At 68.1% G+C, this 24,488-nt stretch carries 19 protein-coding genes and 1 pseudogene; 7 read left to right on the forward strand and 13 right to left on the reverse strand.

Annotated elements, in window-relative coordinates:
* Positions 1 to 9: 9 nt before the first annotated feature.
* The 5 genes from RCH07_RS02940 to RCH07_RS02960 form a co-directional block, all read right to left on the reverse strand.
* Positions 10 to 1,467, reverse strand: coding sequence for a sulfate adenylyltransferase subunit 1 (locus RCH07_RS02940; protein WP_326965973.1), 1,458 nt, complete (start codon positions 1,465 to 1,467; stop codon positions 10 to 12).
* Positions 1,467 to 2,543: a sulfate adenylyltransferase subunit CysD gene (cysD, locus tag RCH07_RS02945; protein WP_326965974.1), complete on the reverse strand. Its 1,077-nt coding sequence runs from the start codon at positions 2,541 to 2,543 to the stop codon at positions 1,467 to 1,469. The genes RCH07_RS02940 and cysD overlap by 1 nt, the downstream gene beginning before the upstream one ends.
* Complete coding sequence (locus RCH07_RS02950; RefSeq protein WP_326966049.1) at positions 2,540 to 3,214, reverse strand: phosphoadenylyl-sulfate reductase; 675 nt, start codon at positions 3,212 to 3,214, stop codon at positions 2,540 to 2,542. The genes cysD and RCH07_RS02950 overlap by 4 nt, the downstream gene beginning before the upstream one ends.
* 35 nt (positions 3,215 to 3,249) lie before the next feature.
* On the reverse strand, positions 3,250 to 4,995 hold the full coding sequence (locus RCH07_RS02955) for a nitrite/sulfite reductase (RefSeq protein ID WP_326965975.1): 1,746 nt from the start codon (positions 4,993 to 4,995) through the stop codon (positions 3,250 to 3,252).
* Between the two features lie 142 nt (positions 4,996 to 5,137).
* A complete protein-coding gene (locus tag RCH07_RS02960; RefSeq protein WP_326965976.1) occupies positions 5,138 to 5,848 on the reverse strand; it encodes a sirohydrochlorin chelatase in 711 nt (236 codons plus the stop codon).
* Positions 5,849 to 5,910: 62 nt separating this feature from the next.
* Here RCH07_RS02960 and RCH07_RS02965 point away from each other — a divergent pair, with 62 nt between their 5' ends.
* Positions 5,911 to 6,582, forward strand: a complete 672-nt coding sequence (locus RCH07_RS02965) for a trimeric intracellular cation channel family protein (RefSeq protein WP_326965977.1) — start codon at positions 5,911 to 5,913, stop codon at positions 6,580 to 6,582.
* Positions 6,583 to 6,596: 14 nt separating this feature from the next.
* On the forward strand, positions 6,597 to 7,025 hold the full coding sequence (locus RCH07_RS02970) for a hypothetical protein (RefSeq protein ID WP_326965978.1): 429 nt from the start codon (positions 6,597 to 6,599) through the stop codon (positions 7,023 to 7,025).
* A gap of 15 nt (positions 7,026 to 7,040) precedes the next feature.
* Here RCH07_RS02970 and sigK read toward each other — a convergent pair whose 3' ends face one another.
* A complete protein-coding gene (sigK, locus tag RCH07_RS02975; RefSeq protein WP_326965979.1) occupies positions 7,041 to 7,730 on the reverse strand; it encodes an ECF RNA polymerase sigma factor SigK in 690 nt (229 codons plus the stop codon).
* 105 nt (positions 7,731 to 7,835) lie between these two features.
* Between sigK and RCH07_RS02980 the strand changes: the two genes are divergently transcribed.
* On the forward strand, positions 7,836 to 8,453 hold the full coding sequence (locus RCH07_RS02980; RefSeq protein ID WP_326965980.1) for a TetR/AcrR family transcriptional regulator: 618 nt from the start codon (positions 7,836 to 7,838) through the stop codon (positions 8,451 to 8,453).
* 486 nt (positions 8,454 to 8,939) lie between these two features.
* Here the strand turns inward: RCH07_RS02980 and RCH07_RS02985 are convergent, their stop codons facing one another.
* The 3 genes and pseudogenes from RCH07_RS02985 to RCH07_RS02995 form a co-directional block, all read right to left on the reverse strand.
* Entirely contained in the window at positions 8,940 to 10,040 is a 1,101-nt protein-coding gene (locus tag RCH07_RS02985; RefSeq protein ID WP_326965981.1) for a polyprenyl synthetase family protein, read from the reverse strand.
* Between the two features lie 191 nt (positions 10,041 to 10,231).
* Positions 10,232 to 11,587: pseudogene (locus RCH07_RS02990) on the reverse strand (geranylgeranyl reductase family protein); the annotation flags it as partial.
* A gap of 12 nt (positions 11,588 to 11,599) precedes the next feature.
* A complete protein-coding gene (locus tag RCH07_RS02995) occupies positions 11,600 to 12,394 on the reverse strand; it encodes a demethylmenaquinone methyltransferase (protein WP_326965982.1) in 795 nt (264 codons plus the stop codon).
* A 108-nt stretch (positions 12,395 to 12,502) separates the two neighbouring features.
* Between RCH07_RS02995 and RCH07_RS03000 the strand changes: the two genes are divergently transcribed.
* The 4 genes from RCH07_RS03000 (at position 12,503) to RCH07_RS03015 (ending at position 16,900) form a co-directional block, all read left to right on the forward strand.
* Complete coding sequence (locus RCH07_RS03000; protein ID WP_326965983.1) at positions 12,503 to 13,945, forward strand: isochorismate synthase; 1,443 nt, start codon at positions 12,503 to 12,505, stop codon at positions 13,943 to 13,945.
* A 221-nt stretch (positions 13,946 to 14,166) separates the two neighbouring features.
* Positions 14,167 to 15,120: an ABC transporter substrate-binding protein gene (locus tag RCH07_RS03005; protein WP_326965984.1), complete on the forward strand. Its 954-nt coding sequence runs from the start codon at positions 14,167 to 14,169 to the stop codon at positions 15,118 to 15,120.
* A 35-nt stretch (positions 15,121 to 15,155) separates the two neighbouring features.
* A complete protein-coding gene (locus RCH07_RS03010) occupies positions 15,156 to 16,127 on the forward strand; it encodes an amino acid ABC transporter permease (protein ID WP_326965985.1) in 972 nt (323 codons plus the stop codon).
* Positions 16,124 to 16,900 carry an amino acid ABC transporter ATP-binding protein gene (locus RCH07_RS03015; RefSeq protein ID WP_326965986.1) on the forward strand — a complete coding sequence of 259 codons (777 nt, stop codon included), beginning with the start codon at positions 16,124 to 16,126 and terminating at the stop codon, positions 16,898 to 16,900. Before RCH07_RS03010 ends, RCH07_RS03015 begins: the two co-directional genes overlap by 4 nt.
* A 138-nt stretch (positions 16,901 to 17,038) precedes the next feature.
* On the opposite strand, the gene RCH07_RS03020 is transcribed toward RCH07_RS03015, so the two are convergent.
* The 4 genes from RCH07_RS03020 to RCH07_RS03035 all read right to left on the reverse strand — a co-directional run bounded on the left by RCH07_RS03020 (position 17,039) and on the right by RCH07_RS03035 (position 24,395).
* Positions 17,039 to 17,992: a hypothetical protein gene (locus tag RCH07_RS03020; RefSeq protein ID WP_326965987.1), complete on the reverse strand. Its 954-nt coding sequence runs from the start codon at positions 17,990 to 17,992 to the stop codon at positions 17,039 to 17,041.
* Between the two features lie 228 nt (positions 17,993 to 18,220).
* A complete protein-coding gene (menD, locus tag RCH07_RS03025) occupies positions 18,221 to 19,939 on the reverse strand; it encodes a 2-succinyl-5-enolpyruvyl-6-hydroxy-3-cyclohexene-1-carboxylic-acid synthase (RefSeq protein ID WP_326965988.1) in 1,719 nt (572 codons plus the stop codon).
* Positions 19,936 to 21,828 carry an arginine--tRNA ligase gene (gene argS, locus RCH07_RS03030; RefSeq protein WP_326965989.1) on the reverse strand — a complete coding sequence of 631 codons (1,893 nt, stop codon included), beginning with the start codon at positions 21,826 to 21,828 and terminating at the stop codon, positions 19,936 to 19,938. The genes menD and argS overlap by 4 nt, the downstream gene beginning before the upstream one ends.
* A 224-nt stretch (positions 21,829 to 22,052) precedes the next feature.
* Positions 22,053 to 24,395: a heavy metal translocating P-type ATPase gene (locus RCH07_RS03035; RefSeq protein ID WP_326965990.1), complete on the reverse strand. Its 2,343-nt coding sequence runs from the start codon at positions 24,393 to 24,395 to the stop codon at positions 22,053 to 22,055.
* Positions 24,396 to 24,488: the final 93 nt, after the last annotated feature.

A 24,488-nucleotide genomic window follows, 5' to 3' on the forward strand; every position in this document is an offset into this window, starting at 1 on the left:
CGGGCGCACTCAGATGGAGTAGCGCTCGTCCTCGTGGTCGCCGGGGTGGTCCTTCACCAGGCCTGCGGCGAGAGTGTTGCCGTCCAGCGGATCAATCACCAGGAAGGCGCCGGTGCGGCGGTGGTGCAGGTAGTTCTCCACCGGCAGCGGCGCGGCGAGCCGCAGCTGGGCGTGGCCGATGTCGTTGAGCTCCAGGGTGGAGCTGGGCTCCAGCCCGAAGGTGGTGAGGTCCAGCTTTCCCGTCACGTTCCGGACCAGCGCCTGGACCGTGCGGGTGCCGTGCTTGACCAGCACCTTGGCACCTTCGCGGAGCGGCTTCGGCGAAAGCCAGCACAACGCGGCGTACAGGTCCGCCGTGGCTTCCGGTACTGTGCCGCCGGCGGGCCCGGCCGCCGCGATGGTGTCACCGCGGGCGACGTCGAACTCCCCGGCAAGGCGCAGGGCCACGGACTGCGGGGCCATCGCCTCGCCGAGTTCGGAACCCGCGAAGTCGATGCCGGTCACCGTCGTGGTGCGGGGGGCCTGGCCCGGGGTCAGAACGCTGACCTTGTCCCCGAGTTTCACCGAGCCCTCGGTGATCTGACCGGCGTAGGCGCGGTAGTCGCGGTACGCCTCGGCGTCGAGCCCGCCGGCAATCGCGTCCGGCGCCAGCGCGCCCTGCGGCCGGATGACCAGCTGGACAGGGAAGCGGAAGCTCTCCAGGTGGCTGTCCAGTTCGTCCGCGGCCGGCAGGGTCTCGAGGACTTTGAGCAGGGCCGGCCCGCCGTACCAGGGTGTGCGGTCCGAGCGGTCCACCACGTTGTCGCCGTCGAGCGCGGACACCGGAACCACCAGCAGGTCAGCGACCCCGCCCGCAGTTGAATCGTCACGGCCCAGCCCCAGCTCCCGGCCCACCTCCTGCACCTCCGCTTCAATCCCGCGGAACACGGCCTCGCTGAAGTCCACCAGGTCGATCTTGTTCACGGCCACAATTACGTGCGCCACGCGCAGCAGCGCCAGCACGGACAGGTGCCGGCGGGTCTGCTCCAGGACACCCTTGCGGGCGTCAATGAGCACGACGACGGCGTCCGCAGTGGACGCGCCGGTCACCGTGTTCTTGGTGTACTGCACATGCCCGGGGCAGTCCGCGAGGATGAAGCTGCGCCGGTCCGTGGCGAAGTAGCGGTAGGCGACGTCGATGGTGATGCCCTGTTCCCGCTCGGCGCGCAGGCCGTCGGTGAGCAGTGCGAGGTCGATCCGCTGTTTCCCGTTGGGGTCGGTGGCACCGTCACCGCCGAAACCGCGGTCCGCCGAGGTGCGGGCGACGGCGTCGAGCTGGTCGGCGAGGATGGCCTTGGAGTCGTGCAGGAGCCGCCCCACCAGGGTGGATTTACCGTCGTCGACCGAGCCGGCGGTGGCGAAGCGGAACAGGGAAGCGTGGGCGAGGACATCCAGGTCAGCGGCGGGAAGCAAAGTGTCGGTGCTCATTAGAAATAGCCGTCCTTCTTGCGGTCTTCCATGGCTGCCTCGGAGATGCGGTCATCGGCCCGGGTGGCGCCACGTTCGGTGATGGTGGAGGCGGCAACTTCAGTCACGACGTCTCGCACGGTGGCGGCGGCGGATTCGACGGCGCCGGTGCAGGACATGTCGCCGACGGTCCGGTAGCGGACGGTCTTGGTGATGACCGGTTCGTTGTCGCGGGGCCGGGAGACCTCGCCGACGGCGCGCCACATGCCGTCGCGGGCAAAAACTTCACGGCGGTGGGCGTAGTAGAGGCCGGGCAGTTCGATGCCCTCGCGCTCGATGTAGCGCCAGATGTCCAGCTCGGTCCAGTTGCTGATCGGGAAGGCGCGGACGTGCTGGCCCACGGTGTGCCGGCCGTTGTAGAGGTTCCATAGCTCCGGGCGCTGGTTGCGCGGATCCCACTGGCCAAACTCGTCGCGCAGGCTCAGGATGCGTTCCTTCGCCCGGGCCTTGTCCTCGTCCCGGCGGCCGCCGCCGAAGACGGCGTCGAACGTGTTGCGCCGGATCGCGTCCAGCAGCGGTACGGTCTGCAGCGGGTTGCGGGTGCCGTCGGCGCGCTCGGCCAGCTCGCCGGAATCGATGAACTCCTGCACGGAGCCGACGACGAGCTTCAGCCCCAGCCGCTCCACCGTCCGGTCGCGGAATTCGATGACCTCGGGAAAATTGTGCCCGGTGTCCACATGCAGCACCGGAAACGGAACCCTGCCAGGCCAAAACGCCTTGGTGGCCAGATGCAGCATCACCACGGAATCCTTGCCGCCGGAAAACAGCAGCGCTGGCCTCTCAAACTCGGCAACAACCTCCCGGATGATATGAATCGCCTCGGACTCCAGCGTGTCCAAAGACGACAGGCGACCCGACCGCTGAGCCGGAACAGCAGATGCCGCCCCGGGAGTGGCTTCGGGCCTGTCGGAGCCGCGCGCATCGTCCGAAGGACGGATGCCGCGCGGCGCAGGGGCGGGGGCGGCATCTGCTGTGGAGGCGGGGGTGACGGGGGCGGCATCGGGGTCGACGGCCACGAAAGTCTCAACATTGCTCATACGTGTAGCCCGCATTCTGTCTTGTCGGTTCCTGCCCAGCGGCCGGCGCGGGCGTCGTCGCCCGGCGCCACCTTGCGGGTGCAGGGCTGGCAGCCAATGGACGGGTAGCCCTGTGAAAGCAGCGGGTTGACGGGCAGGAGAAAGTCGTTCGAGTACTGGACCAGCTGGTCGAAGCTCCAGGCCGCCACCGGGTTGACCTTGACCAGGCCGTTGGTGTCGTCCCAAGTGACCAGCGGGGTGTTGGTACGGGTGGGTGCCTCGTCGCGGCGGACCCCGGTGAACCAGAGTTCGTAACCCGCCAGGGTGCGGCGCAGCGGCGCCACCTTGCGCAGCGCGCAGCACTGGGCGGGGTCGCGGGCGAAGAGGTCCTTGCCGAGGAGCCTGTCCTGCTGCTCCACAGTGTTCTCCGGGAGCACATCGACCACGTTGACGCGGAGGTTCGCGGCCACGTCGTCGCGCGTGGCATAGGTTTCCGGGAAGTGGTAGCCGGTCTCCAGGAACAGGACGTCGACGCCGGGAAGCTGGTCCGCGACGAGCGCCGGCAGGACGGCGTCGGCCATGGAGCAGGCGACGGCGACGGCGGGGAGCTCGAAGTTGCGGGCCACCCAGGCGATCACATCGCGGGCCGGGGCGTCCCAGCCCAGCTCGGCGGCGCCGGCCTCGGCGATCATCTTGAGCTCGTCGTGGGACCGGAGCGGTTGGGGATTCACTGCAAATCATCCTCCTCGGCGGCGAAGGCCCATTCGGCGAAGGTCTGGCCTTCGGTGCGGTCGGCCACAAACTTCCGGACCACGCGTTCCACATAGTCGGGCAGCTCCTCCGCCGTGACTTTGAGGCCGCGGACGGTGCGCCCGAGGCCCGCTTCCTCGCGGTCGAGGGAAGCCAGCCCGCCGCCGAGGTGGACCTGGAAACCCGGGGTGGGGTCGCCGTCGGGCGTGGGCAGCATCATGCCCTTGAGGCCGATGTCCGCGGTCTGGATGCGGGCGCAGGAGTTGGGGCAGCCGTTGATGTGCAGGGACAGTGCCTGCGGCAGCTGCCGGGACTCCACCAGGTCGGCGAGCCGGCGTTCCAGCTCGGCGACCGCAGTGGCTGCGGTGACCTTGGTTTCGACGATGGCGAGTTTGCAGTATTCGATGCCGGTGCAGGCGATGGTGCCGCGGCGGAACACGGACGGCCGGGCGGAGAGGCCCAGGGCGTCGAGTTCGGCCACGAGCGATTCCACCTGGTCCTTGGGCACGTCGAGGACCACCAGCTTCTGGTGCGGGGTGGTCCGCACCCGCTGTGAGCCGCGGGCTTCCAGGGTGGCGGCGAGCGTCACCAGCTGGCTGCCGGAGAGCCGGCCGGCCACCGGCGTGGCACCGATGAAGAACTTGCCGTCCTTCTGTTCGTGCACGCCGATGTGGTCACCCGGGCTGGAGGGTTTGGGCGCGGCGGGGCCGTCGTCGAGTGTGTAGCCGAGGTATTCGTCCTCGAGGACTTTGCGGAACTTCTCTGTCCCCCAGTCGGCCAGCAGGAACTTCAGCCGGGCCTTGGTGCGCATCCGCCGGTAACCGTAGTCGCGGAAGATGCTGGTGACGCCGAGCCAGACGTCGGCCGCCTGGTCCGGTTTCACGAACGCGCCGAGCCGCTTGCCCAGCATCGGGTTGGTGGAGAGCGCGCCGCCCACCCAGAGGTCGTAGCCGATCCCAAGTTCGGGGTGGACCATGCCCACAAGACCGATGTCGTTGATCTCGTGGACCACGTCCTGGCTGGGGTGGCCGGTGATGGCGGTCTTGAATTTGCGCGGCAGGTTGGCCAGGTCCGGGTCGCCGATGAAGCGTGCGGCGAGTTCGTGGATCAGCGGCGTGGGGTCGATAATCTCGTCCTTGGCGATGCCGGCAACCGGGGAGCCAAGGATGACGCGGGGTACGTCGCCGCAGGCTTCGGTGGTGGATAGGCCCACGGATTCGAGGCGGCGCCAGATCTCCGGCATGTCCTCGACCCGGATCCAGTGCAGCTGGATGTTCTGCCGGTCGGTGAGGTCGGCCGAGCCGCGGGCGAAGTCCACGGAGATCTGGCCGATGACGCGCAGCTGCCCGGTGGTGAGGGCGCCGCCGTCGATCCTCACCCGCAGCATGAAGTACTTGTCTTCCAGCTCGTGCGGCTCCAGGGTGGCGGTCTTGCCGCCGTCGATCCCGGGCTTGCGCTGGGTGTAGAGCCCCCACCAGCGGAAGCGCCCGTGCAGGTCAGTGCTCTCGATCGAGTCGAAGCCGTGCTTGGCGTAAACCGACTCGATACGCTCGCGGACGTTCAGCCCGTTGTCCTCCTGCTTCCAGGTTTCATTGGCGTTCAGCGGGGCGGTTCCGTCCACCTTCCACTGCCCGTGCGGCTTCGCGGCGGGGCGGGCGGGTCGTTTGGCGCGGCCTGCGGCAGCCTGGTCCGGGGACGCTCCGGCTAGAGCTGTATCAGTCATGGATCGACTGTAGGGCGGGCCGTAGCGCCGTCACAAAGGGTCAGAAACGCGGGGTCACCGAGGGCAACATTTCGTCACGAAGCGCCGGCAGGCCTTGATCCGGCGCGGCCGCTGTGCATGATTTTCCTCGTCTGGACCCAGTTCAGCCCCCCGCCGCCAGGGCTGCGTCGAAGCGCTCCAGCGCAATCTCGGCGAGCACCGGGGAGGGCAGCAGGGGCGCCGTGACGAGGTCCGCGCCGGCCTCGGCCAGCTGGTCGTGAAAGAATCCGTGGGCCAGCAAGTAGGAGGCGATGACCACCCGGCCTTGCGGCCCTGCGGCCACCAGGGCGCCCTCCTCGCGCAGTGCGCGCACGGCGTCCTGCACCGACGGCTTGGCCGAGGCGCCGAACGCCGGAATGATCCGGTTGGGCCGCAGTGCCCGCAGCTGTCCGGCAAGCTCCTCCACGTTCTGCGCGGCGGTGGGGTCCGAGGAACCGGCGGCGGCGAGGATCACGTTGTCGCTATCGATCACGCCGGCCTCCCGCAGCCGCTGGTCCAGCAGGGCCGCCAGCCGCGGATCAGGCCCCAGCGGGGCAGCCGCGAGGGTGCCGGGCCGGCTCTTGACGGCCCGGGCGATGTCCACCTTGACGTGGTAGCCGACGCTCAGCAGCAGCGGCACGACGACGGCGGTCTCCCCCGCCGGGAGCCCCGCGACCACGGCGGGCAGGTCGGGGTCCTGCACGTCGACGTAGGCCCCGCGGACGTCGAGGCCGGGCCGCAGGGCGGCGATCCCGTCACGGAGGGCGGTGACCTCCGCGGCTCCGAGGGCACTGGAGGTTCCGTGGGCGCAGGCGATCAGGATGGGGCTATTCATAGCCGTTAGCGTAGCCTTGGAGCCGCCCTATCCGCCCCCTTGCTATCGATCCGGGACGCTTCATGACTTTTTCCTTTAGCCTTGTCCTGGTCTGGCTGGACCTGGCGGGTGTCTTCTTCTTCGCGGTCTCCGGCTCCCTCCTCGCGGCGCGGAAACAGTTCGACATCATCGGTTCCCTGCTGCTGGCCTCGGTGGTCAGCCTGGGCGGGGGCGTCATCCGCGACATCATCATCAACGCCGGCCCGCCCGCGGCCTTCACTAACCCGGCGTACCTGACGCCTCCGCTGCTCGCCACGGTGCTCGTGTATTTCCTGTTCTCGAGCTTCCAGCGCTACACCTCTCTGCTGGTCCTGTTCGACGCCGGCGGCCTGGCGCTGTTCTGTATCACCGGCGCCCTCACGGCGCTGTCCGCGGGGATGCACCCTATTGCGGCGGTACTCCTCGGGGTCACGACGGCGGTGGGCGGCGGCCTGTTGCGGGACATCACCGCCAATGAGGTGCCTCAGCTGTTCGATCCGAAGGACCTCTATGCGCTGCCTGCGTTCGCCGGGGCGGCCCTGACGGTCCTCCTGTCCGTCACGGGGACCTTCAACGCGGTGACTGCAGGTGCCGTGGCCGCCGTCGTTTTCGCCTTCCGCGTCACCGCCTGGCGGCGCCACTGGCACGTTCCGCTGGCGGTCCGCGGCTGGCACCGCCTGGGACTGGACACGGCGGAAAGTGGAGCCAGGGATTAGCTAGGATAAGACCCATGACTGACATGTTCCTCGAGAAATTCCGCGCGCTTGTTCCGAAGTATCTCGAAGACGAATGGCAGGAAGATGACGGGCTGCCGGCAGGCGAGCTGGATGCGGCCCTCGCCGAGCACCAGTTCCAGGTCCCGCTGGTATTGCGCGAATTCTATGTGGCCCTTGGCGGCTGCGAGGACCTCATGGAGGCCTACCACTACTTCTGGGATCCCGAAGAGCTCGAAGTTGACGACGAGGGCTTCCTGATGTTCCTTGAGGACGAGGAAGAACAGTTCACCTGGGGCTTCCGCGTGGGCGACCTCAGCGTCCCGGACCCCATTGTGTGGCGCCGCAACAACTCCCGTGGCCAGTGGAAGAGCGAAGAAGGAACCTTCTCCGAGTTTGTCTTCGACATGTTCGAGTGGGCCTTCAACGACGAAGAAGAGGACTAGGCCGCCCCGCCCGGTTCAGGCCGTTTCCAGCTCGACGCGCAGCAGCCGCAGGCCATCCCTGATTCTGGACTTGACCGTCGGCAAGGGGGCCGCCAGCCGTTCGGCAACTTCCCGGTACGTCAGGCAGCCGAAGTAGGCCAGCGCGATCGATTCGCGCTGGAGCGCAGGCAGCGCGGATATGGAAGCCAGCAGGGCTCGGGATTCGATCCTTCCCGCGACGGTCTCGGCCACCTCGTCATGGGCAACAACGTGCGAGGCCGAAGCCCAGCGTTCGTCGCGGTTTGTGCTGCTTTGGTATGACCTGACCCTGTCCACGGCCCGCCGGTGTGCGATAGTCATGAGCCATCCCAACGGGCTGCCGAGCGCGTGGTCGAATTTGCCGGCATCCTGCCAGACGCCCAAGAAAATCTCCTGGGTGACCTCTTCGCTGAGCCCCGGATCCACCAGGACCCTGCGCACCAGTCCGTGGACCCGGGCGGAGGTCCGCCGGTAGAAGTCCGTGAAGGAATCCGGATCACCCTGCGCGGTGGACCGGAGGAGCCCGGCGAGGACTTCCTGCTCGGGATCGGCGTCGAACGCGGCGCCGGCGTCCGGGTGCCCCGCGTCTTCGTCTCCGGCGTCGGAGTGTCCGGCCGTGGCGTCGAGGTCTACAAGGTGCCCGGCTGCCGCCAGCGGGGCCGGCCTGTCCAGTTCAAAAGTGTTCATCGTGCCCTCGCATCAGGAACCGGCGAGAACGCACGTTCTCAGGCCTATGAACTAATATAGAGAACGAACGTTATCCACGCAAGCCCGACCTGGAGGAAATCAGGAATGACCAACCCCGCAACCATCGTCGCGGCCGCTGGGCTGCCGCCGTCGGCTGCGGATCTCGCAGCAAGGGCCCGGGTGATCGAGGCAGCAGCCGGCCTTTTCTATGCCCGGGGCATCCATGCTGTGGGGATGGACGAGTTGCGGACGGCATCGGGGATCCCGCTCAAGCGGCTGTACCGGCTCTTTCCGTCGAAGGATGCCATCGTGGAAGCGGTCCTGCTCGACTGGCGGCGTGCGTGGTCTGCCGGTATCGGCGCTGCGGTTGATGCGGCCGTCGAGCCGAGGGAACGGTTGCTGGCAATCTACGACTTCCTGGCCGGCTGGTTCGCCTCCGAGGGCTTCCGTGGGTGCGCGTTCATCAATTCCTTCGGCGAGCTTGGCGTCACATCGGGGCGCGTGGCCGAAATCGCCCGGGAGCAGAAGGCAGGCTTCCAGGAGTTCGTCTTCTTACTTGCCTCCGAGGCGGGGGCGCCGCCCGGCCTCGCGCCGCAGCTTGCCATCCTGGCCGAGGGCGCCATCAGTACGGCGGCCATCTTAGGCACCGTGGAACCGGCCCGGCACGCGCGCGCGGCGGCAGAAGTCCTCATCTCTGCCGCCCTTCCGTCACAGCCTTTGTGAAGTTCTAGCTCTACCCTGTAGACAACATGACAATTTTGTCATAGTCTCATTCATGGGTTCACTAAATGCCTCCGGTGGATCTGATGCGAACGGAGAAATGGCCCCGGTTCGACACAACGGATGACTCGTAACGTTGTGAGGAACCGGGGCCATTCCGTTTAATCGGATGAGCCCGGGCCGAGACCCGCTAGCTGGCATTTTCGCTAGTTCGTCGGGGGTCTGAGCGCGGTGGCCGGACCCCGGGACATGCCCCGCGCCGGGGCCAGCGGGTGGACATAGTGCCGTTATGCTCAATCCCGGGTCCGAAGAATGGGCATGTCCCCCGAGGACTGGACACCGGCCCAAAGGGACATGCCCCGCGCCGGGGCCAGCGGGTGGACATAGTGTCAATATGCCCAGTCCCGGGTCCGAAGAATGGGCATGTCCCCCGCGGCGCGGAACGGTCCAGGCTCCGTCTGACCCCCGACGAACTAACGAAAATGACTGCTAGCTGGCGCGGTCCACTACGGCCAGCGCGAAGTTGGCCAGCGAGGTCTTGACCACTCCCTCGGGAAGCGGGGCGAGGGCGGCAATCGCCTCGTCGGCCCAGGCCCGGGCCACCACCCAGGATTCCGCCGTGACGGGATGCTCGCGCAGGCCCGCGACGGCGGCGGCCAGCGCCTCGTCGGAGCTGAGGTCACCGTCAATAAGCTTCAGGAGTTCGACGGCGGACCGGTCGCCGCTTTCGGCGGCCTTCCGCAGCAGCAGAACGGGTAGCGTCGGCACCCCTTCGCGCAGGTCGGTGCCCGGGGACTTGCCGGACTTGACCTTGACGCCGGTGACGTCGATGACGTCGTCGGCGAGCTGGAAGGCCACGCCCACCTTCTCGCCGTACTCAACCAGCATCGGCTCGTAGGCCTCATCGGCGCCGGAGAAGATCGCGCCGAGCTGTCCGGAGGCCGCCACCAGCGAGCCGGTCTTGTCCGCGATGACGGACAGATAATGCTCCACCGGATCCTCGTCCGGGCGCGGACCCACAGTTTCGTGCAGCTGGCCCAGGCAGAGCCGTTCAAAGGTCCGGGCCTGGATGCCGAGCGCGCGGGAACCGAGCTCGGACACCAGGATGGAGGCCCGGGCAAAGATCAGGTCGCCGGTCAGGACGGCCACCGAGTTACCCCAGACCTCATGCGCCGTGGGGGCGCCGCGGCGGAACGGCGCGGAATCCATGACGTCGTCGTGATAGAGCGTCGCCAGGTGGGTCAGTTCCACCACGACGGCGGCCTGCACCACGGCCGGCCGGGAGGCGTCGCCGAGGTGGGCGCAGAGCAGGGTCAGCAGCGGCCGGATGCGCTTGCCGCCGGCTTCCACGAGGTGGCGCGACGTTGCGTCAGCCAGCGGATCCGAGTTGGCGATGGCTTCGCGGAGCTTCTTCTCCACGCGCGCCAGGTTGGTGGTGATCGCGGGGCCCAGTTCGGGGTCCCCCGCGATCGCGGCGAAGCCGGCCGGCAGCTGCAGCCCGGTGGCGATGGCGGTGGTGTTCAGATCGGGTTCAGAGCTCGGCAGGCCGTGTCCGGCGTGCGTCCAGCTGTGGTCTGCGGAGTTGGTCACGGGTTAACCCTAACTTTTGTTGCGGAATCCGCGGAGTTGGTGCCGGGGCGCGATGAGCCGCCCGTGCCGGACAGGGCCTGGGTGGACAGAGCCTGGTTGGACAGAGCCTGGTTGGACGGGGCCTGGGTGGACGGGGCCTGGGTGGACAGGGCCTGGGTGGACGGGGCCTGGTTGGACAGAGCCTGGGTGGACGTGGCCTGGTTGGACAGAGCCTGGTTGGACGTGGCCGGGACCAGCGATTCCAGGACCCGGATCACGCGGTCCTCGAAGCCCTTGGCGGCGGGATCGGTGAGGTTGGCCAGCAGCCGCACCACAAAGCGCATCAGTACGGGGATGGGCATGCCCGTCCGGAGGGCCAGTTTCATGACAGCCGGTTTGCCGATCAGCGCGGCGAAGGCGCGGCCCAGGGTGAAGTGCGATCCCCACTGATCCCGCACATAGTCCGCGTACCGCGAGAGGTGCGCGTCGGCGTCGGCCCCGGTCCAGCCGGCGGAGGCCGAGCGGGCGGCGCCGTCGATGATGAACTCGGCCGCGAAACGGGCGGACTCCATGGCATACGAGATGCCCTCGCCGTTGAACGGGGAGACCATGCCGCCCGCGTCGCCGAGCAGCAGCAGTCCGGGCGAGTAGTGCGGGGTGCGGTTGAAGCCCATCGGCAGCGCGGCGCCGCGGATCTCGCCCACCTGGTTTTCGGGGGTGAAGCCCCACTCGGCGGGCATTCCGGCGGTCCATTCGCGCAGGACCTGCTTGTAATCGAGCTTGCCGAATTCTTTGGAGGAGTTCAGGATGCCCAGGCCCACATTGGAGGTGCCGTCGCCGACGCCGAAGACCCAGCCGTAGCCGGGCAGCAGCTTCCCGTCGCGGCCCAGAGAGCCGGCGCGGGCCCCGCGCCGAGCGCCCCGGCCGTGGGAAGCCGGTGAACGGAGCTCCAGCCAGCCTTCCATCCACTCGTCGTTGTGGCGCGGGCTGGTGAAGTAGGTGCGGACGGCCACGCCGAGCGGGCGGTCGTCGCGCTTCCGGATGCCCAGCGACACGGCGGTGCGGCTGGAGTTGCCGTCCGCGGCGAGGACCACGTCGGCGGCGAAGTCGCGGGTTTCGCCGGTCTTGCGGCCGGACTCGTCCAGCAGGGCGGCGCGGACTCCGGTCACCCGGCCGTCCTCGGAGCGGAGGGCTTCGGTGACGCTGTGGCGTTCCAGCACGACGGCGCCGGCGGACTGGGCGTGCCGGGCCAGTTCCTCGTCGAATCCCAGCCGGGTGCGGATCAGGCCGTACTGCGGAAAATCGGAGACCTCGGGCCAGGGAAGTTCGATGCTGCGGCCGCCGGCGATCAGCCGCAGGCCCTTGTTCCGCCGCCAGCCGTCCGCTTCAGGGTGCGGCAGGCCGAGCTTCTGGATTTCGCGGACGGCCCGCGGGGTGAGGCCGTCGCCGCAGACCTTCTCGCGGGGGAAGCTGGTCTTCTCCAGCACCGTGACGTCAAGGCCCGCCTGCGCCAGGTAGTACGCAGCAGTGGACCCTGCCGGACCTGCTCCGACGATCAGTACATTCACGGCGGCTGTCTTCTATCGCGCGGGTCGGGTGATGTTGCGGCGCAGCTTCGCCACCGGTCCGGTGTGGGCGGCCAGCGCCGCGGCCGCCTTGGCGGGATCACTTGCGGGGCCGGCCAGCGGCTTTTGGGCGCGGTGCACGGCGACGATGCCGCCGCTGAGGTTGCGGTAGGAGACCTTGTCCCAGCCGGCTTCCTGCAGCCAGGCCGCGAGGTGGTCCTGGTCCGGCCAGGCGCGGATGGACTCGGCGAGGTAGACGTAGGCGTCCGGGTTGGAGGAGACCTTGACGGCGATCGCGGGCAGCGCGCGCATGAGGTATTCGGTGTACATGGTGCGCCACAGTGGGACCACGGGCTGGGAGAACTCGGCGATGACCAGCTTGCCGCCGGGCTTGGTGACCCGGAGCATCTCGGCCAGGGCCTTCTTCGGCTCGTTGACGTTGCGCAGGCCGAAGGAGATGGTGCTGGCGTCGAAGGTGTTGTCCGCGAACGGCAGGCGGGTGGCGTCACCGGCGATGAAGTCGATGTCGGGGCGGCGGCGCTTGCCGACCTTGAGCATGCCCAGCGAGAAGTCGCAAGCGATCACGTCGACGCCGGCGTCGGCATACGGTTCGCTGGAGGTGCCCGTGCCGGCGGCGAGATCGAGCACCCGCTGTCCGGCCTTCACATCCATGGCTTCGACCACAACCTTGCGCCAACGGCGCGTCTGGCCCATCGACAGGACATCGTTGACGACGTCGTATTTGGGGGCGACGTCGTCAAACATCGTGGCTACTTCGTCCGGACGCTTATCCAAGGATGCTCGGTTCACCCTGCCATTGTCTCAAATGTTCGGCGCACCCACTAACCACGCCCTGATCAGCGGTTGAACACCATCTGGACCGGCCCGCGGGCGCGGCGGGAGTAATGTTGTCCCATCATGACCAGCGCGATCCGTACCCGAATTGTCAGGACTCTGACACTCCCCCTCGATGCAGAATCTTTTCCCGGGGGGCTGCCGTCGTTTCTGGTCCGGGACGACCTCCTCTGCTGGACCCGCCGCGAAGCCGGCCTCGTGGGCTTCGGCGAGATCGCCCGGTTCACCGCCACCGGCCCCGAGCGTTTCCTCGAAGCTGACATCTGGTGGCGCCACCTGGTCATCGAGGCCGCCATCACCGATTCGGTGGACTGTCCCGGCACCGGCCCCGTCGCCTTCGGCTCCTTCGCCTTTTCCAAAGTTTCCGCGCATGCCTCACGGCTGATCGTTCCCGAAATCGTGGTGGGCCTGCGCGACGGCACGGCCTGGCTCACCCAGTTGACGTTCGACGACGGCCACCTCACCGAAGCGGGGGCGCGCGCCGCGCTGGACCGCTGGCTGGGGACGCCCGGCGTCGTGCCCGGTGCGGACGGCACCGCAGTTGAGAGTCCGAGTGTTGAGAGCCCGACGTCGGCAGCCAGCACCGCCGGGAACGGCACCTCCGGGACCGTGGCAGCGGAGCCGGGTGGCGCCGTCGTACGCCCCCTCCCGTTGGCTGCCGGGGCGACCCTGTCCACCGGCTCACTGAGTGAAGCGGACTGGATGGCGGCCGTAGGTGCCGGTGTCGCGGAAATCCGCACCGGTGCACTGGAAAAGCTCGTGCTGGCCCGCGACATCGTCGCCACCGTCCCGGACGGCGTGAATGCCGCGGAAATCCTTCGCCAGCTGGCCGCGCGCTACCGCGAATGCTGGACCTACGGCGTCGACGGCCTGGTGGGTTCCACCCCGGAGATGCTGATCCAGGTGGAGGGCCGCACGGCGCAGGCCCGCGTCCTGGCCGGCACCCTGGACCGCCGCGACGCCGAGGGAATGGCCGGCTCGCCGCTCGAGTTCGCCGAGCGGGTTCTCGGCGGCTCCGAGAAGCAGCGCCACGAACACCACATCGCCATCCAGTCGCTCACCACCCAGTTGGCCCCGTTCTCGGAGGCGATGAACGCCCACAGCGAACCGTTCATCCTGGAACTGCCCAATGTGTGGCACCTGGCCTCGGACGTGAAGGCGGAGCTGACCGAGGTGGAGGGCCATGTCCCCACCTGCCTCGCCCTGATCAACGCGCTGCACCCGACGGCGGCCGTGTGCGGCACCCCCACCACGGTGGCCGGCGCCCTGATCCGCAAGCTCGAACACCTCGACCGCGGTCCCTACGCCGGCCCGGTCGGCTGGCTCGACGCGGCCGGCAACGGCGAATGGGGCATCGCACTGCGCGGCGCGGTCATCGAATCCCCGGAAACGGTGCGGCTCTACGCCGGCTGCGGCATCGTGGAGGGTTCCGTGCCCGAAGCCGAGCTCGCCGAGACCTGGGCCAAGTTCCGGCCGATGCTGGAGTCCCTCGGCATCAGCAGCTGAGCGGGGTGCGGCCCGGTGCGCTGGGTCCGAGCCGGTGCGCTGGGTCCGGCCCGGTGCGTGAATCCGGGATTTCAGAAACCTGGACATGCGGACGCCTTGCATTTGACCCCCAATTAGTTATCCAATAGTGAAACTTAGTTTTCTGTGACGCACATCTCGTATTCGGCGATACACTATAAGCCGACTAAGTCACGCCTGTTCCTGCAACAAAAGGTAAGAAAATGCAGATCTCCCGTTCACTCCTGAGCACCTCCACGCTCAAGGCAGCCACTGTGCTCGCCGTCGGCGCCCTGGCGCTCTCCGCCTGCACCAATGCCTCTGAAACCGGAACATCCGGCGCGGCTGCTCCGTCCGGCAGCGCCAAATCCAGCTTTGACCCCACCACCGTTCAGACGGACGACGCTCTGGCGGCCATGGTGCCGGCGGACATCAAGTCGAAGGGCACGCTGACGGTGGGTTCCGACACCAGCTACGCCCCCGCGGAATTCCTCGGCACCGACGGCCAGACCCCCGTGGGCTACGACGTCGACATCGCCAAGGCGATCGGCGCCACCCTGGGGCTGAAGGTTCAGGTGCAGACGTCCGAATTCACCGGGATTCTTCCGGCCCTCGGCCCGAAGTACGATCTCGGCATCTCCTCGTTCACCATCAATCCGGAGCGACTCGGCGCGGTGAACATGGTCAGCTACTTCAACGCCGGCACCGCCTGGGCCGTGCAGAAGGGCAACCCGAAGAAGGTTTCACTGGATGACCTCTGCGGCAAGTCCGTCGGCGTGCAGACCGGTACTGTCCAAGAAGATCCGGATCTGTCGGACCGCAACAAGAAGTGCACCGCGGACGGCAAGCAGCCCATCAACATCGTGACGCTCAAGAACCAGACGGACATCACCACCCGCCTGGTCAACGGCAGCGTCGATGCCATGGCGGCTGATTCGCCCATCACTGGCTACGCCATCACCCAGACCAACGGCCAGATCGAAAAGATCGGCGACGTCTACGATTCCGCTCCGCAGGGGATCGCCGTGGCCAAGTCGGACATGGCCCTGGCCGACGTCGTCCAGAAGGCCGTCGCCAAGCTCATGGAGAACGGCTCCTACAAGAAGATCCTGGAAGGCTGGGGCAACGCCGAGGGCGCCATCACCAAGTCCGAGGTCAACCCGGCGGCCGGATCTTGAGTCTTCCAGCAACCGGCCGCCAATCAGGTGCAAAGATGGGCAGTCAGCAGGAAAACCCTGAAGCTCCGGTAGTGCTGAACGATCCGGTGCCCGTTCGGCATCCGGGCCGGTGGATCAGCGCCATCATCATCCTTGGTGTCCTCGCCCTGTTCCTGCAGAGCCTGGTCACCAACCCCAACTTCCGCTGGGACATTGTGGGGACCTACATCCTCGACACCAAGGTGGTGCAGGGCGTCGGCTGGACGCTGCTGCTGACGGCGGCCGCGATGGTGCTGGCCATTGTCCTTGCCATCCTCCTGGCGTTCATGCGCCAGTCGGAGAACCCGGTGTTCCGCTGGTCCAGTTGGGCCTGGGTCTGGTTCTTCCGCGGCACTCCGGTGTACACGCAGTTGGTCTTCTGGGGCCTGATCTCCGTCCTGTATCCCAAGATCACCGCCGGCATCCCGTTTGGACCCGAGTGGTTCGCCGTGGATACGAGCACCGTCATCACAACAACGGCGGCGGCCATCCTGGGCCTGGGCCTGAACGAGTCAGCCTACCTGGCGGAAATTTTCCGGGCCGGCCTCAAGTCAGTGGACCGCGGCCAGGAGGAAGCCGCCGAGGCCCTGGGCATGGGCAAGACCAAGATCATGTGGCGGATCATCCTGCCGCAGGCTATGCGGGTGATTGTGCCGCCCACCGGCAATGAAACCATCGGCATGCTGAAGACCACGTCCCTTGTCCTGGCCGTGCCGTTCACGCTGGATCTGACGTTCGCCACGAACACCCTGGCCAACAGGACTTACCTGCCGGTACCGCTGCTGATCGTGGCAGCTATCTGGTACCTAGTAATCACCAGCGTTCTCATGGTGGGCCAACACTTCATCGAGGCCTACTACGGCAAGGGAGTGGACAACCTTGCTCCGGCCACGATCAATCCGGCGGCCGCCAAAGCCGCCGGCGCAGCGCCGAGCGCTGCAGCTGGGCCGGCGTCGAAGATGAACTTCCCCGAGGAGGAGGCAAAATGACGATCACCGCTGAGAAACCGCTGGTGCGGATTGAGGGCCTCCACAAGTTCTACGGCCGCCACCATGTGCTGCGCGGGATCGATCTGGAGGTCAACAGGGGCGAGGTGTCCGTGGTGATCGGCCCGTCCGGTTCCGGCAAGTCCACCATGCTGCGGTGCGTGAACCTGTTGGAGACCATCAGCGCGGGGCGTGTCTCCGTGGGCGACCAGCTGATCGGTTACCGGGAGGTCAACGGCCGGCTCCATGACCTGAAAACGAAGGACATCGCGGCCCAGCGCCGCGAGATCGGGATGGTGTTCCAGCGCTTCAACCTTTTCCCGCACAAGACAGCCCTCTACAACATCATGGAGGCACCGGTCCAGGTCAAGGGCCAGTCCCGGGATGCCGCACGGAAGAGGGCCATGGAACTGCTGGACCGCGTGGGGCTGTCGGACCACGCCGCCCACTACCCGTCGCAGCTTTCCGGCGGGCAGCAGCAGCGGGTGGCAATCGCCCGTGCCCTGGCCATGGATCCGGAGCTTATGCTCTTCGATGAACCCACCTCCGCGCTGGACCCTGAGCTGGTTGGCGACGTCCTGAACGTCATGAAGGACCTCGCCCAGTCCGGCATGACCATGATTGTGGTGACCCACGAGATCGGATTTGCCCGAGAAGTGGGCGACCGCCTGACGTTCATGGATGGCGGTGTGGTGGTGGAATCCGGTGATCCCCAGGAAATTCTGGCAAACCCGAAGCATCCCCGCACCAGGGAATTCCTCAGCCGGGTCCTGTAGGCCACAGGTTTCCCCGGGCGACGCGCAAAAGCCCTGGCGCTGCTGGAATTCCGGTAGCGCCAGGGCTTATGCGCGTCGCGGACGGGTTTGCGCGTCGCGGACGGGTTTGCGCATCGCGGACGGGTTTGCGCGTCGCCTTCACCGGGCGGAGCGGGCACGACGCCGGGGCACGCCCGCCGCTGCCAGCTTCCTTTCGAGTAGCCCGGCTGCGATCAAATCGGCCCAGACCAGGCGGACCATGCCGTTTCCCAGTGCCCGGATCCGGTTCTCCCTGTCCTTTTCGTCGACGACGGCCTGAGACGCGGTCCGGCCGTTCAGATAGTCGGGCTTGACGTACTTTTCGACGCCGTCAAACTCGCCGGCAACCCGAACGCCGTTCCAGTAGTAGTCCGTGTAGCCGACGAGTCCTGAACCATCGCGAAATTCGTACTGGAGTTCCGGCACCGGGAACCCTGCTGCCCATATGAGGGCCCGGCCGTAGGACTCGCCGGCCGAGCCGGACCGCGGATCGGCAAACTCCACTGCCCTCCGGATCCGCCGCGCGGCAGCCATAGTGTAATTGCCCTCGATTCCGGCCAACAGCATTTCCTTTGTGAGGGCTGGCAGGCGCTGCGCAACGTCCGGCTTGAGCACATGGTCCAGGGGCACCACTGCCTCGATAAACGGTGAGAAGGCGGCAAGATCCAGCACTGTGCGGACTCTGCCGGTCACCAGGAGCCCGTCCCGCCGCACGCACGTCGAGCCGGCCGGAGGAGCGTAGTGCCGCAGCACCCCCGCACGGGAGCGTCCGCCGTCGTTCTGCAGGGTCAGGGCGTGCACGGGGCGCCGGAATCCGATCGTCGGAATTCTCCACACAGAAGCGGCGGAGTGCCGGGCAAAGATGGTCGGAGCCACAAAGGTCTCCGCGGCCGCACTGACCCGGACCCGGTACTGGTCCCAGGGATGCAAAGCGCGCCAGACACCGCCGTCGACGTAGACACCCTGGCGCACCCGGAACAGTGCGCCCGAACGGCAGCGGCTGGCCAGCTCCTTGGGGGTCAGCCCTTGTTGGATGTGCTCGCGGGTGAGGATCAACTTTGGCAGTTCGGTCATGGAACGAAGATCGCAGGCTATCGGCGGCCGCACCATGCCGAAGGGGGTCCATGTGGACAACCCGACGCGCGGCGCTCCCTATTCTGCGCGGCGCTTCCCGTTCTGCGACACGCAAAATACCTGACGCGGCGGGAATTCAAGCCGCGCAGGGTATTTTCCGCGTCGCCAGGCACAAAGCGCGTCGCTGGGCGGGTGCCGCGTCGCCAGGAGGAAGGCGGGTCGCCAGGGCTACTCCGCGGCCAGCACTCCGGTCACGGCAGCGCCCACCGCGGACTTGATCCGAGCGTGCAGCTTCCGCAGGCTGCGCCGGTCGGTTCGCACCTCGATGATGCGGCGGCCCTCCCAGGGCTCCGCCAGCGCCTCGGCGAGCCCCGACGTCGTGCTGACCGAGCGGTGGGCGACGCCGTACGCCGCCGCGAGTGCCGCAAGGTCCACGGACTGCGGGGTCCCGAAGAGCCGTTCGACGGCGTCGCCGTAGCGCCCGGTTGCCTCCACGGCCCCGTGCTCAAGCAGCCCGAAGATGGCCCCGCCGGCGTCGTTCAGCACCACGATCCGGAGCGTCGGCTCGGCTTCCCCGGCGCCGAGCAGCAGCCCGCCGGCGTCGTGCAGGAAGGTGACGTCGCCCATCAGCACCGTGGTTTCCTGCTGGTCGCCCAGGGCGATGCCGGTGGCCGTGGCGATGGTACCGTCGATCCCGGCCAGGCCGCGGTTGGCGAAGACCGTGGCGAGCGGTTCCGGTGCGGGCCAGCCTGCCAGGTCCACGTCGCGGATACCGTTCGAGGAGCCGAGGACCAGCTGCCCCTTCGAGTGAGCCCAGACCAAGGCACCCACGGACGGCCCGGTGGCGGCGGTTCCAGCGAGGACGAGGTCGACGGCGTGCTGCGCGGCGGCCCCCGCCAGGAGCCAGGCATCAAGCCAGGCCGGGGAGCCGCGGCCGGCAAAGTCGGCAAGATCAGCCAGGGTCTCGAGCGGAAGCTCGGTGCGGCGGCCGGGCTCGTACCAGGCCACCGGAACGGGCTGGTACAGGGCCGAGGGAACGTCGGCCCGGGCCAGCAGGGCGCCAACGGGCCGGGACAGGGTGGGTCGGCCAAACAGCACCACCCGCTCGATCGGCTGCGGGGAGTCCGGGCCAAAATGCTCCAGCAGCAGCCGGTAGGGTCCCACCGCATTCGGCCCGAACCGGGCGTTGGAGGACGGCTCGGCCAGCAGCGGCAGGCCGTGGGCGCGGGCGAAGGCCTCGGCCACCGGGCCGGCGTCGTGACCGGCGAGCACCACGGTGCGGCGCTCCGGCAGGCCGGCCGAGGCGGGCGGGAAATCGAGGGCCAGCGGCCCTTGGGCTGCACGGTAGATCCGGCGGCCGGACTCGGCGGGAAGTCCCTCGCCGGGTCCCGGAACGAGCGGGTCGCGGAAGGCCAGGTTGAGGTGAACGGGTCCGGGCGGGGTGTCCTCAAAAGCACCGGAGGCCGCGCTCAGGGCGGTCTCGACGGCGCGCCGCGGATCGCTGCCGGCGGGTACATCTGCGGCGAAGCGCACGTGGTCGCCGAAGAGGTCCAGCTGCACCGTGGTCTGGTTGGCGCCGGTGCCGCGGAGTTCCTCGGGCCGGTCGGCCGAGATGACCACGAGGGGCACCGCGGCGTGGTTGGCCTCCATGACGGCCGGCATCACATTCCCGACGGCGGTCCCGGAGGTGGTGAGCACGGCCGCGGGCGTCCCTGTGGCGAGGGCCAGGCCGAGGGCCGTGAAACCGGCGTCGCGTTCGTCGATCCTGACCAGCAGCTCCACCAAGCCGGCGGCGTCGGCCTCGGCCAGGGCGTAGGCCATCGGGGCGGAGCGCGAGCCGGGCGCCACCACCACGTAGCGCACGCCGGAGTCCAGCAGCGTGGCGACGGCGGTCCGCGCGGCGTCCAGCGCGCTCAATCCGTTGGGGCCCGGGTCCGCCGGACTCACATGTTCTCCGGCGTCTCGATGCCGAGCAGTTCCAGGCCGCCGGAGAGCCTGCGCAGCACCAGAGCGCAGAGCGCCAGCCGCGATTCGCGGACCGAATCCTCGGACTTCAGCACGGGGCACTGGTCGTAGAAGGAGGTGAAGAGCTGCGCGAGCTCGAAGAGGTAGGCGCACAGCCGGTGCGGCTCGAGCACCTCGCCCACCTTGCTCAGCGTGGCGCCGTATTCGAGCAGGTGCAGTGCCAGTGCGCGTTCGGCGGGTTCGACGACGGCGATCGCCGTTGCCGGGATCCCGCCGTCGGAGTCGGTTCCGTCAGTTTCGGTCCCGGCGCCGAAGCCGGTTCCGGCGGTATCGGTTCCGGCGGTATCGGTTCCGGCGGTATCGGTTCCGGCGGTATCGGTTCCGGCGGTATCGGTTCCGGCGGCGGGATGCTCGAGCACCCCGGCCTTGCGCAGAATGGAGCGGATCCTCGCGGCGGCGTACTGCACGTAGGGCCCGGTGTTGCCGCTCAGGGCAAGCATCCGGTCGAAGTCAAAGACGTATTCGGTGTCGTGGCCCACGGAGAGGTCCGCGTACTTGACGGCGCCGATCCCCACCTGGCGTGCGGTCACGGCGCGCTCCTCCTCGGTGAGCTCGGGCCGGCTGGTGTCGATGACGGCGCGGGCGCGGTCCACAGCCTCCTCCAGCAGGGCCATCAGCTTCACCGGGGCGCCGGAGCGGGACTTCAGGATCTTCCCGTCCTCGCCCAGCACGTTGCCGATCTGTACGTGTACGGCCTCGACGGTGTCCGGGAGCCAGCCGGCGTCGCGGGCCGTGGCCATGACCATGCGCAGGTGGACGTTCTGCGGCGCACCCACAACGTAGAGGACACGGTCGGCCTCGAGCTCGCGGACCCGGTAGCGGATGGTGGCGAGGTCGGTGGTGCCGTAGCCGTAGCCGCCGTCGGACTTGCGGATGATGAGCGGCTGCGGCTGGCCGTCGCGGCCGGTGAACCCGGCGGGGAAGGTGCAGAGAGCGCCGTCGCTGACCCGTGCGACTCCGCTGTCCTCGAGTTCCTGGCACAGGCGTGCCAAATCGGCGTCGTACGAGCTTTCGCCGGCGATGTGGTCGTCGGTGAGGCTGATGCCCAGCATGGCGTAGATGGCGTTGAAGTAGCGTTTCGACTGGGCCACCAGCCGCTGCCAGACCGCGAAGGTCTCGGCGTCGCCGCCTTGCAGGGCCACCACCCGGAGCCGGGCGCGGGTGGCGAAACCGTCGTCGTCGGCGGCCGAGTCGTCGAACTTGGCGCGGGCCGCCTGATAGAAGGCGCTGGGGTCATCGACCAGCAGCGCCGCCGCCGGGGAATCCTCGCCGATCTCCAGCCAGTGCTCCACCAGCATGCCGAACGGCGTACCCCAGTCGCCGATGTGGTTCTGCCGGATGACGGTGTCCCCCAGCGCCTCGAGCACCCTGACGATGCTGTCGCCCACCACCGTGGTGCGCAGGTGCCCCACGTGCATCTCCTTGGCGACGTTCGGCGAGGAATAGTCGACGACGACGCGGCGGGCCTCTGCCTGCCGCGCGGCCGGGGCGCCCGGAGCTTCGGCACTGCGGGACTCGGTGTTGAGCAGCTCTTCGATCCAGGTGCCGTCGAAGGTGAGATTGATGAAGCCTGGGCCGGAGATTTCCACCGCGGTGCAGATGCCGTCCAGTTCGAGGGCTTCGACAATCCGCGCGGCGGCGTCCCTCGGCAGCGTGCCGAGCTTCTTGGCCAGGGCCATGGCGGCGTTGATCTGGATGTCCGCGAACTGCGAGGGCCTGATCACCGGATCCGTCCCGCGGTACTCTTCGCCGAACGCGCTGGCAATCGCTGCCTGGACTCTGGGGACAACCAATTCGGCCGGATTATTCACACTGTTCAAAATATCAGTTCCCCAACCCTCGTAACCCCCGGCGCTCCCTCACCTCCCGCCCCCACAAGCAACGCGGGGTCACATCGCGCCCATAATGGCCCCCAACATGGGCCGGATCTGACCCCGCGTTGCGGTGAACAAGCCTTGAACTCCGGAGCGAAGCGGCCCCGAGGCAGGGGCGGCGAGGCAGGGGTCCGTGGCCAGGGAGCCGCGCGGCGGTTCGGTCAGATTTTCGTTGCCCGCAGACGCAGCGCGTTGGTGATCACGCTGACGGAGGACAGCGCCATCGCGGCGGCAGCGACGATCGGTGAGAGCAGCAGGCCGAAGGCTGGGTAGAGAATGCCTGCAGCGAGCGGGATTCCGGCAGCATTGTAGATGAACGCGAAAACAAGGTTTTGCCGGATGTTAGCCATGGTGGCTTCGGAGAGCTTCCTGGCCCGCACGATTCCGGTCAGGTCCCCCTTCAGCAGCGTAATTCCGGCGCTCTCGATCGCCACGTCGGTTCCGGAACCCATGGCGATGCCGACGTCGGCCGCGGCCAGGGCGGGTGCGTCGTTGACGCCGTCGCCGGCCATGGCGACGATCCGGCCCTCGGCGCGCAGCCGCTCGACGACGGCGCTCTTGTGATCGGGCAGCACCTCCGCCTCGATCTCGGTGATCCCCAGCCGCCGGGCGACCGCTTCGGCCGTGGTGCGGTTGTCGCCGGTGAGCATGACAACGCGGACGCCTTCCTGCCGCAGGGCGGCCAGCGCGGCGGGTGTGCTTTCCTTGATCGGGTCCGCGATGGCGAGCACGGCGGCCGGAAGTCCGTCGATGCCGGCGAAGATGGCGGTCGCGCCGTCGGCCCGCAGTTCCTCGGCACGGCCGGCGAGGGCATCGGTCTGCACGCCTTCGGAGGCGAGGAATTTCGCACTGCCCAGCAGCACGCGCCGTCCCTCAACTGTTCCGGAGACACCCTTACCCAGCGGCGAGTCGAAGTCCTCGACCGCGGGAATGGTGATGCCGGCGCGTTGCGCGGCTTCGATGATGGCCAGGCCAAGCGGGTGCTCGGAGGCCTGCTCGACGGCGGCGGCCAGCCGCAGCACGTCCTGTTCCGCGAAGCCGTCGGCCGTCACAATCCCGGTGACGGAGGGCCGTCCCTCGGTCAGGGTCCCGGTCTTGTCGACGACGAGTGTGTCGATCTGTTCCATCCGTTCGAGGGCTTCGGCGTTCTTGATGAGCACGCCCAGACCCGCACCGCGTCCGACGCCGACCATGATCGACATCGGTGTGGCCAGGCCCAGGGCACATGGGCAGGCAATGATCAGCACGGAAACGGCCACGATCAGTCCGTGCGCCATCCGGGGTTCGGGTCCGGCCACTGCCCAGATGATGAATGCGGCCACGGAGATGGCGATGACGATCGGAACGAACCAGGAGGCGACCTTGTCGGCCAGGCCCTGGATCGGGGCACGGGACCGCTGGGCGGCGGCGACCATGGCGACAATGCGGGCCAGCATGGAGTCCCGGCCCAGTTTCTGAGCGCTGATGACCAGCGCCCCGGTCTGGTTGAGCGTGCCGCCGACGACGTGGTCCCCGGCGTGTTTGGTCACAGGCATCGATTCTCCGGTGACCAGGGATTCGTCGAGCGTGGAGCGCCCGTCCACCACGTCGCCGTCGACCGGGACCTTCTCCCCCGGCCGGACCCGGACCCGGTCACAGACCTGCAGCTGGCCGAGCGGCACTTCCTGTTCGACGCCGTCGGCCCCGATCCGCCGCGCGGTCTTGGGCGTCAGATCCAACAGGGCCTTGATGGCCCCGGAGGTCTGCTCCCGGGCGCGCAGCTCTAGCACCTGGCCGAGCAGGACCAGGACCACAATGACCGCGGCAGCCTCGAAGTAGACGTCGACGCTGCCGTCCATGGCCCGGAACGCCTCGGGAAAGGCGGACGGGACGAAGACGGCGGCCACGCTGTAGAGCCAGGCGACCCCCGTGCCGATTGCGATCAGCGTGAACATGTTCAGTTGCATGGTCCGGAGCGACGCCCAGCCGCGGACGAAGAAGGGCCAGCCGGCCCACAGCACCACGGGGGTGGCCAGAACGAACTGGATCCAGGCGGAGAGCCGCGGCGGCACCACTTCGTGCAGCTCGGGGATAAGGTGGCCGCCCATTTCGAGGATGACGACCGGGATCGTCAGGGCCAGGCCGGCCCAGAAGCGCCGGCTCATGTAACCGAGCTCGGGGTTGGGTCCGCTGCCGGCAGTGATGACCACCGGTTCCAGCGCCATCCCGCAGATCGGGCAGGAACCGGGGCTGGCCTGCCGGATTTCTGGGTGCATCGGACAGGTGTACTCGAGCTCCCCACCTTCCGACGGCGCCATTTCCGCTGACGCCACGCTGCCGGGCAGATACCGGTCCGGGTCCGCCACGAACTTGGCTTGGCACCCGGGCGAGCAGAAGTAGTACGGATGTCCCCGGTATTCGGTGTGGTGTCCGGCGGCGTGCGGGTCGACGGTCATCCCACAAACGGGATCCTTGACCTGCTCGGCCGTTGCGGCCCCGCGGTGGTGGTGTGCATCCTCGGTCATGATTAGTCCTCTGTCTGGGGCCGCGCCGCCTGTGGTCCGGGTTAGCGGACGACGGCGGGCCGGTAGCCGGCCGCTTCCCGGGCGGCAGGCCGC

This window comes from Arthrobacter sp. CG_A4 (genome assembly GCF_035985125.1).
Taxonomy (GTDB): Bacteria; Actinomycetota; Actinomycetes; order Actinomycetales; family Micrococcaceae; genus Arthrobacter.

What these genes read in the sequence shown, in the direction of transcription:
- RCH07_RS02940 (WP_326965973.1), bottom strand. Translation starts at nt 1,467, where the DNA reads ATGAGCACCGACACTTTGCTTCCCGCCGCTGACCTGGATGTCCTCGCC.
- cysD (WP_326965974.1), bottom strand. Translation starts at nt 2,543, where the DNA reads ATGAGCAATGTTGAGACTTTCGTGGCCGTCGACCCCGATGCCGCCCCC.
- RCH07_RS02950 (WP_326966049.1), bottom strand. Translation starts at nt 3,214, where the DNA reads ATGATCGCCGAGGCCGGCGCCGCCGAGCTGGGCTGGGACGCCCCGGCC.
- RCH07_RS02955 (WP_326965975.1), bottom strand. Translation starts at nt 4,995, where the DNA reads ATGACTGATACAGCTCTAGCCGGAGCGTCCCCGGACCAGGCTGCCGCA.
- RCH07_RS02960 (WP_326965976.1), bottom strand. Translation starts at nt 5,848, where the DNA reads ATGAATAGCCCCATCCTGATCGCCTGCGCCCACGGAACCTCCAGTGCC.
- RCH07_RS02965 (WP_326965977.1), top strand. Translation starts at nt 5,911, where the DNA reads ATGACTTTTTCCTTTAGCCTTGTCCTGGTCTGGCTGGACCTGGCGGGT.
- RCH07_RS02970 (WP_326965978.1), top strand. Translation starts at nt 6,597, where the DNA reads ATGACTGACATGTTCCTCGAGAAATTCCGCGCGCTTGTTCCGAAGTAT.
- sigK (WP_326965979.1), bottom strand. Translation starts at nt 7,730, where the DNA reads ATGAACACTTTTGAACTGGACAGGCCGGCCCCGCTGGCGGCAGCCGGG.
- RCH07_RS02980 (WP_326965980.1), top strand. Translation starts at nt 7,836, where the DNA reads ATGACCAACCCCGCAACCATCGTCGCGGCCGCTGGGCTGCCGCCGTCG.
- RCH07_RS03000 (WP_326965983.1), top strand. Translation starts at nt 12,503, where the DNA reads ATGACCAGCGCGATCCGTACCCGAATTGTCAGGACTCTGACACTCCCC.
- RCH07_RS03005 (WP_326965984.1), top strand. Translation starts at nt 14,167, where the DNA reads ATGCAGATCTCCCGTTCACTCCTGAGCACCTCCACGCTCAAGGCAGCC.
- RCH07_RS03010 (WP_326965985.1), top strand. Translation starts at nt 15,156, where the DNA reads ATGGGCAGTCAGCAGGAAAACCCTGAAGCTCCGGTAGTGCTGAACGAT.
- RCH07_RS03015 (WP_326965986.1), top strand. Translation starts at nt 16,124, where the DNA reads ATGACGATCACCGCTGAGAAACCGCTGGTGCGGATTGAGGGCCTCCAC.
- RCH07_RS03020 (WP_326965987.1), bottom strand. Translation starts at nt 17,992, where the DNA reads ATGACCGAACTGCCAAAGTTGATCCTCACCCGCGAGCACATCCAACAA.
- RCH07_RS03035 (WP_326965990.1), bottom strand. Translation starts at nt 24,395, where the DNA reads ATGACCGAGGATGCACACCACCACCGCGGGGCCGCAACGGCCGAGCAG.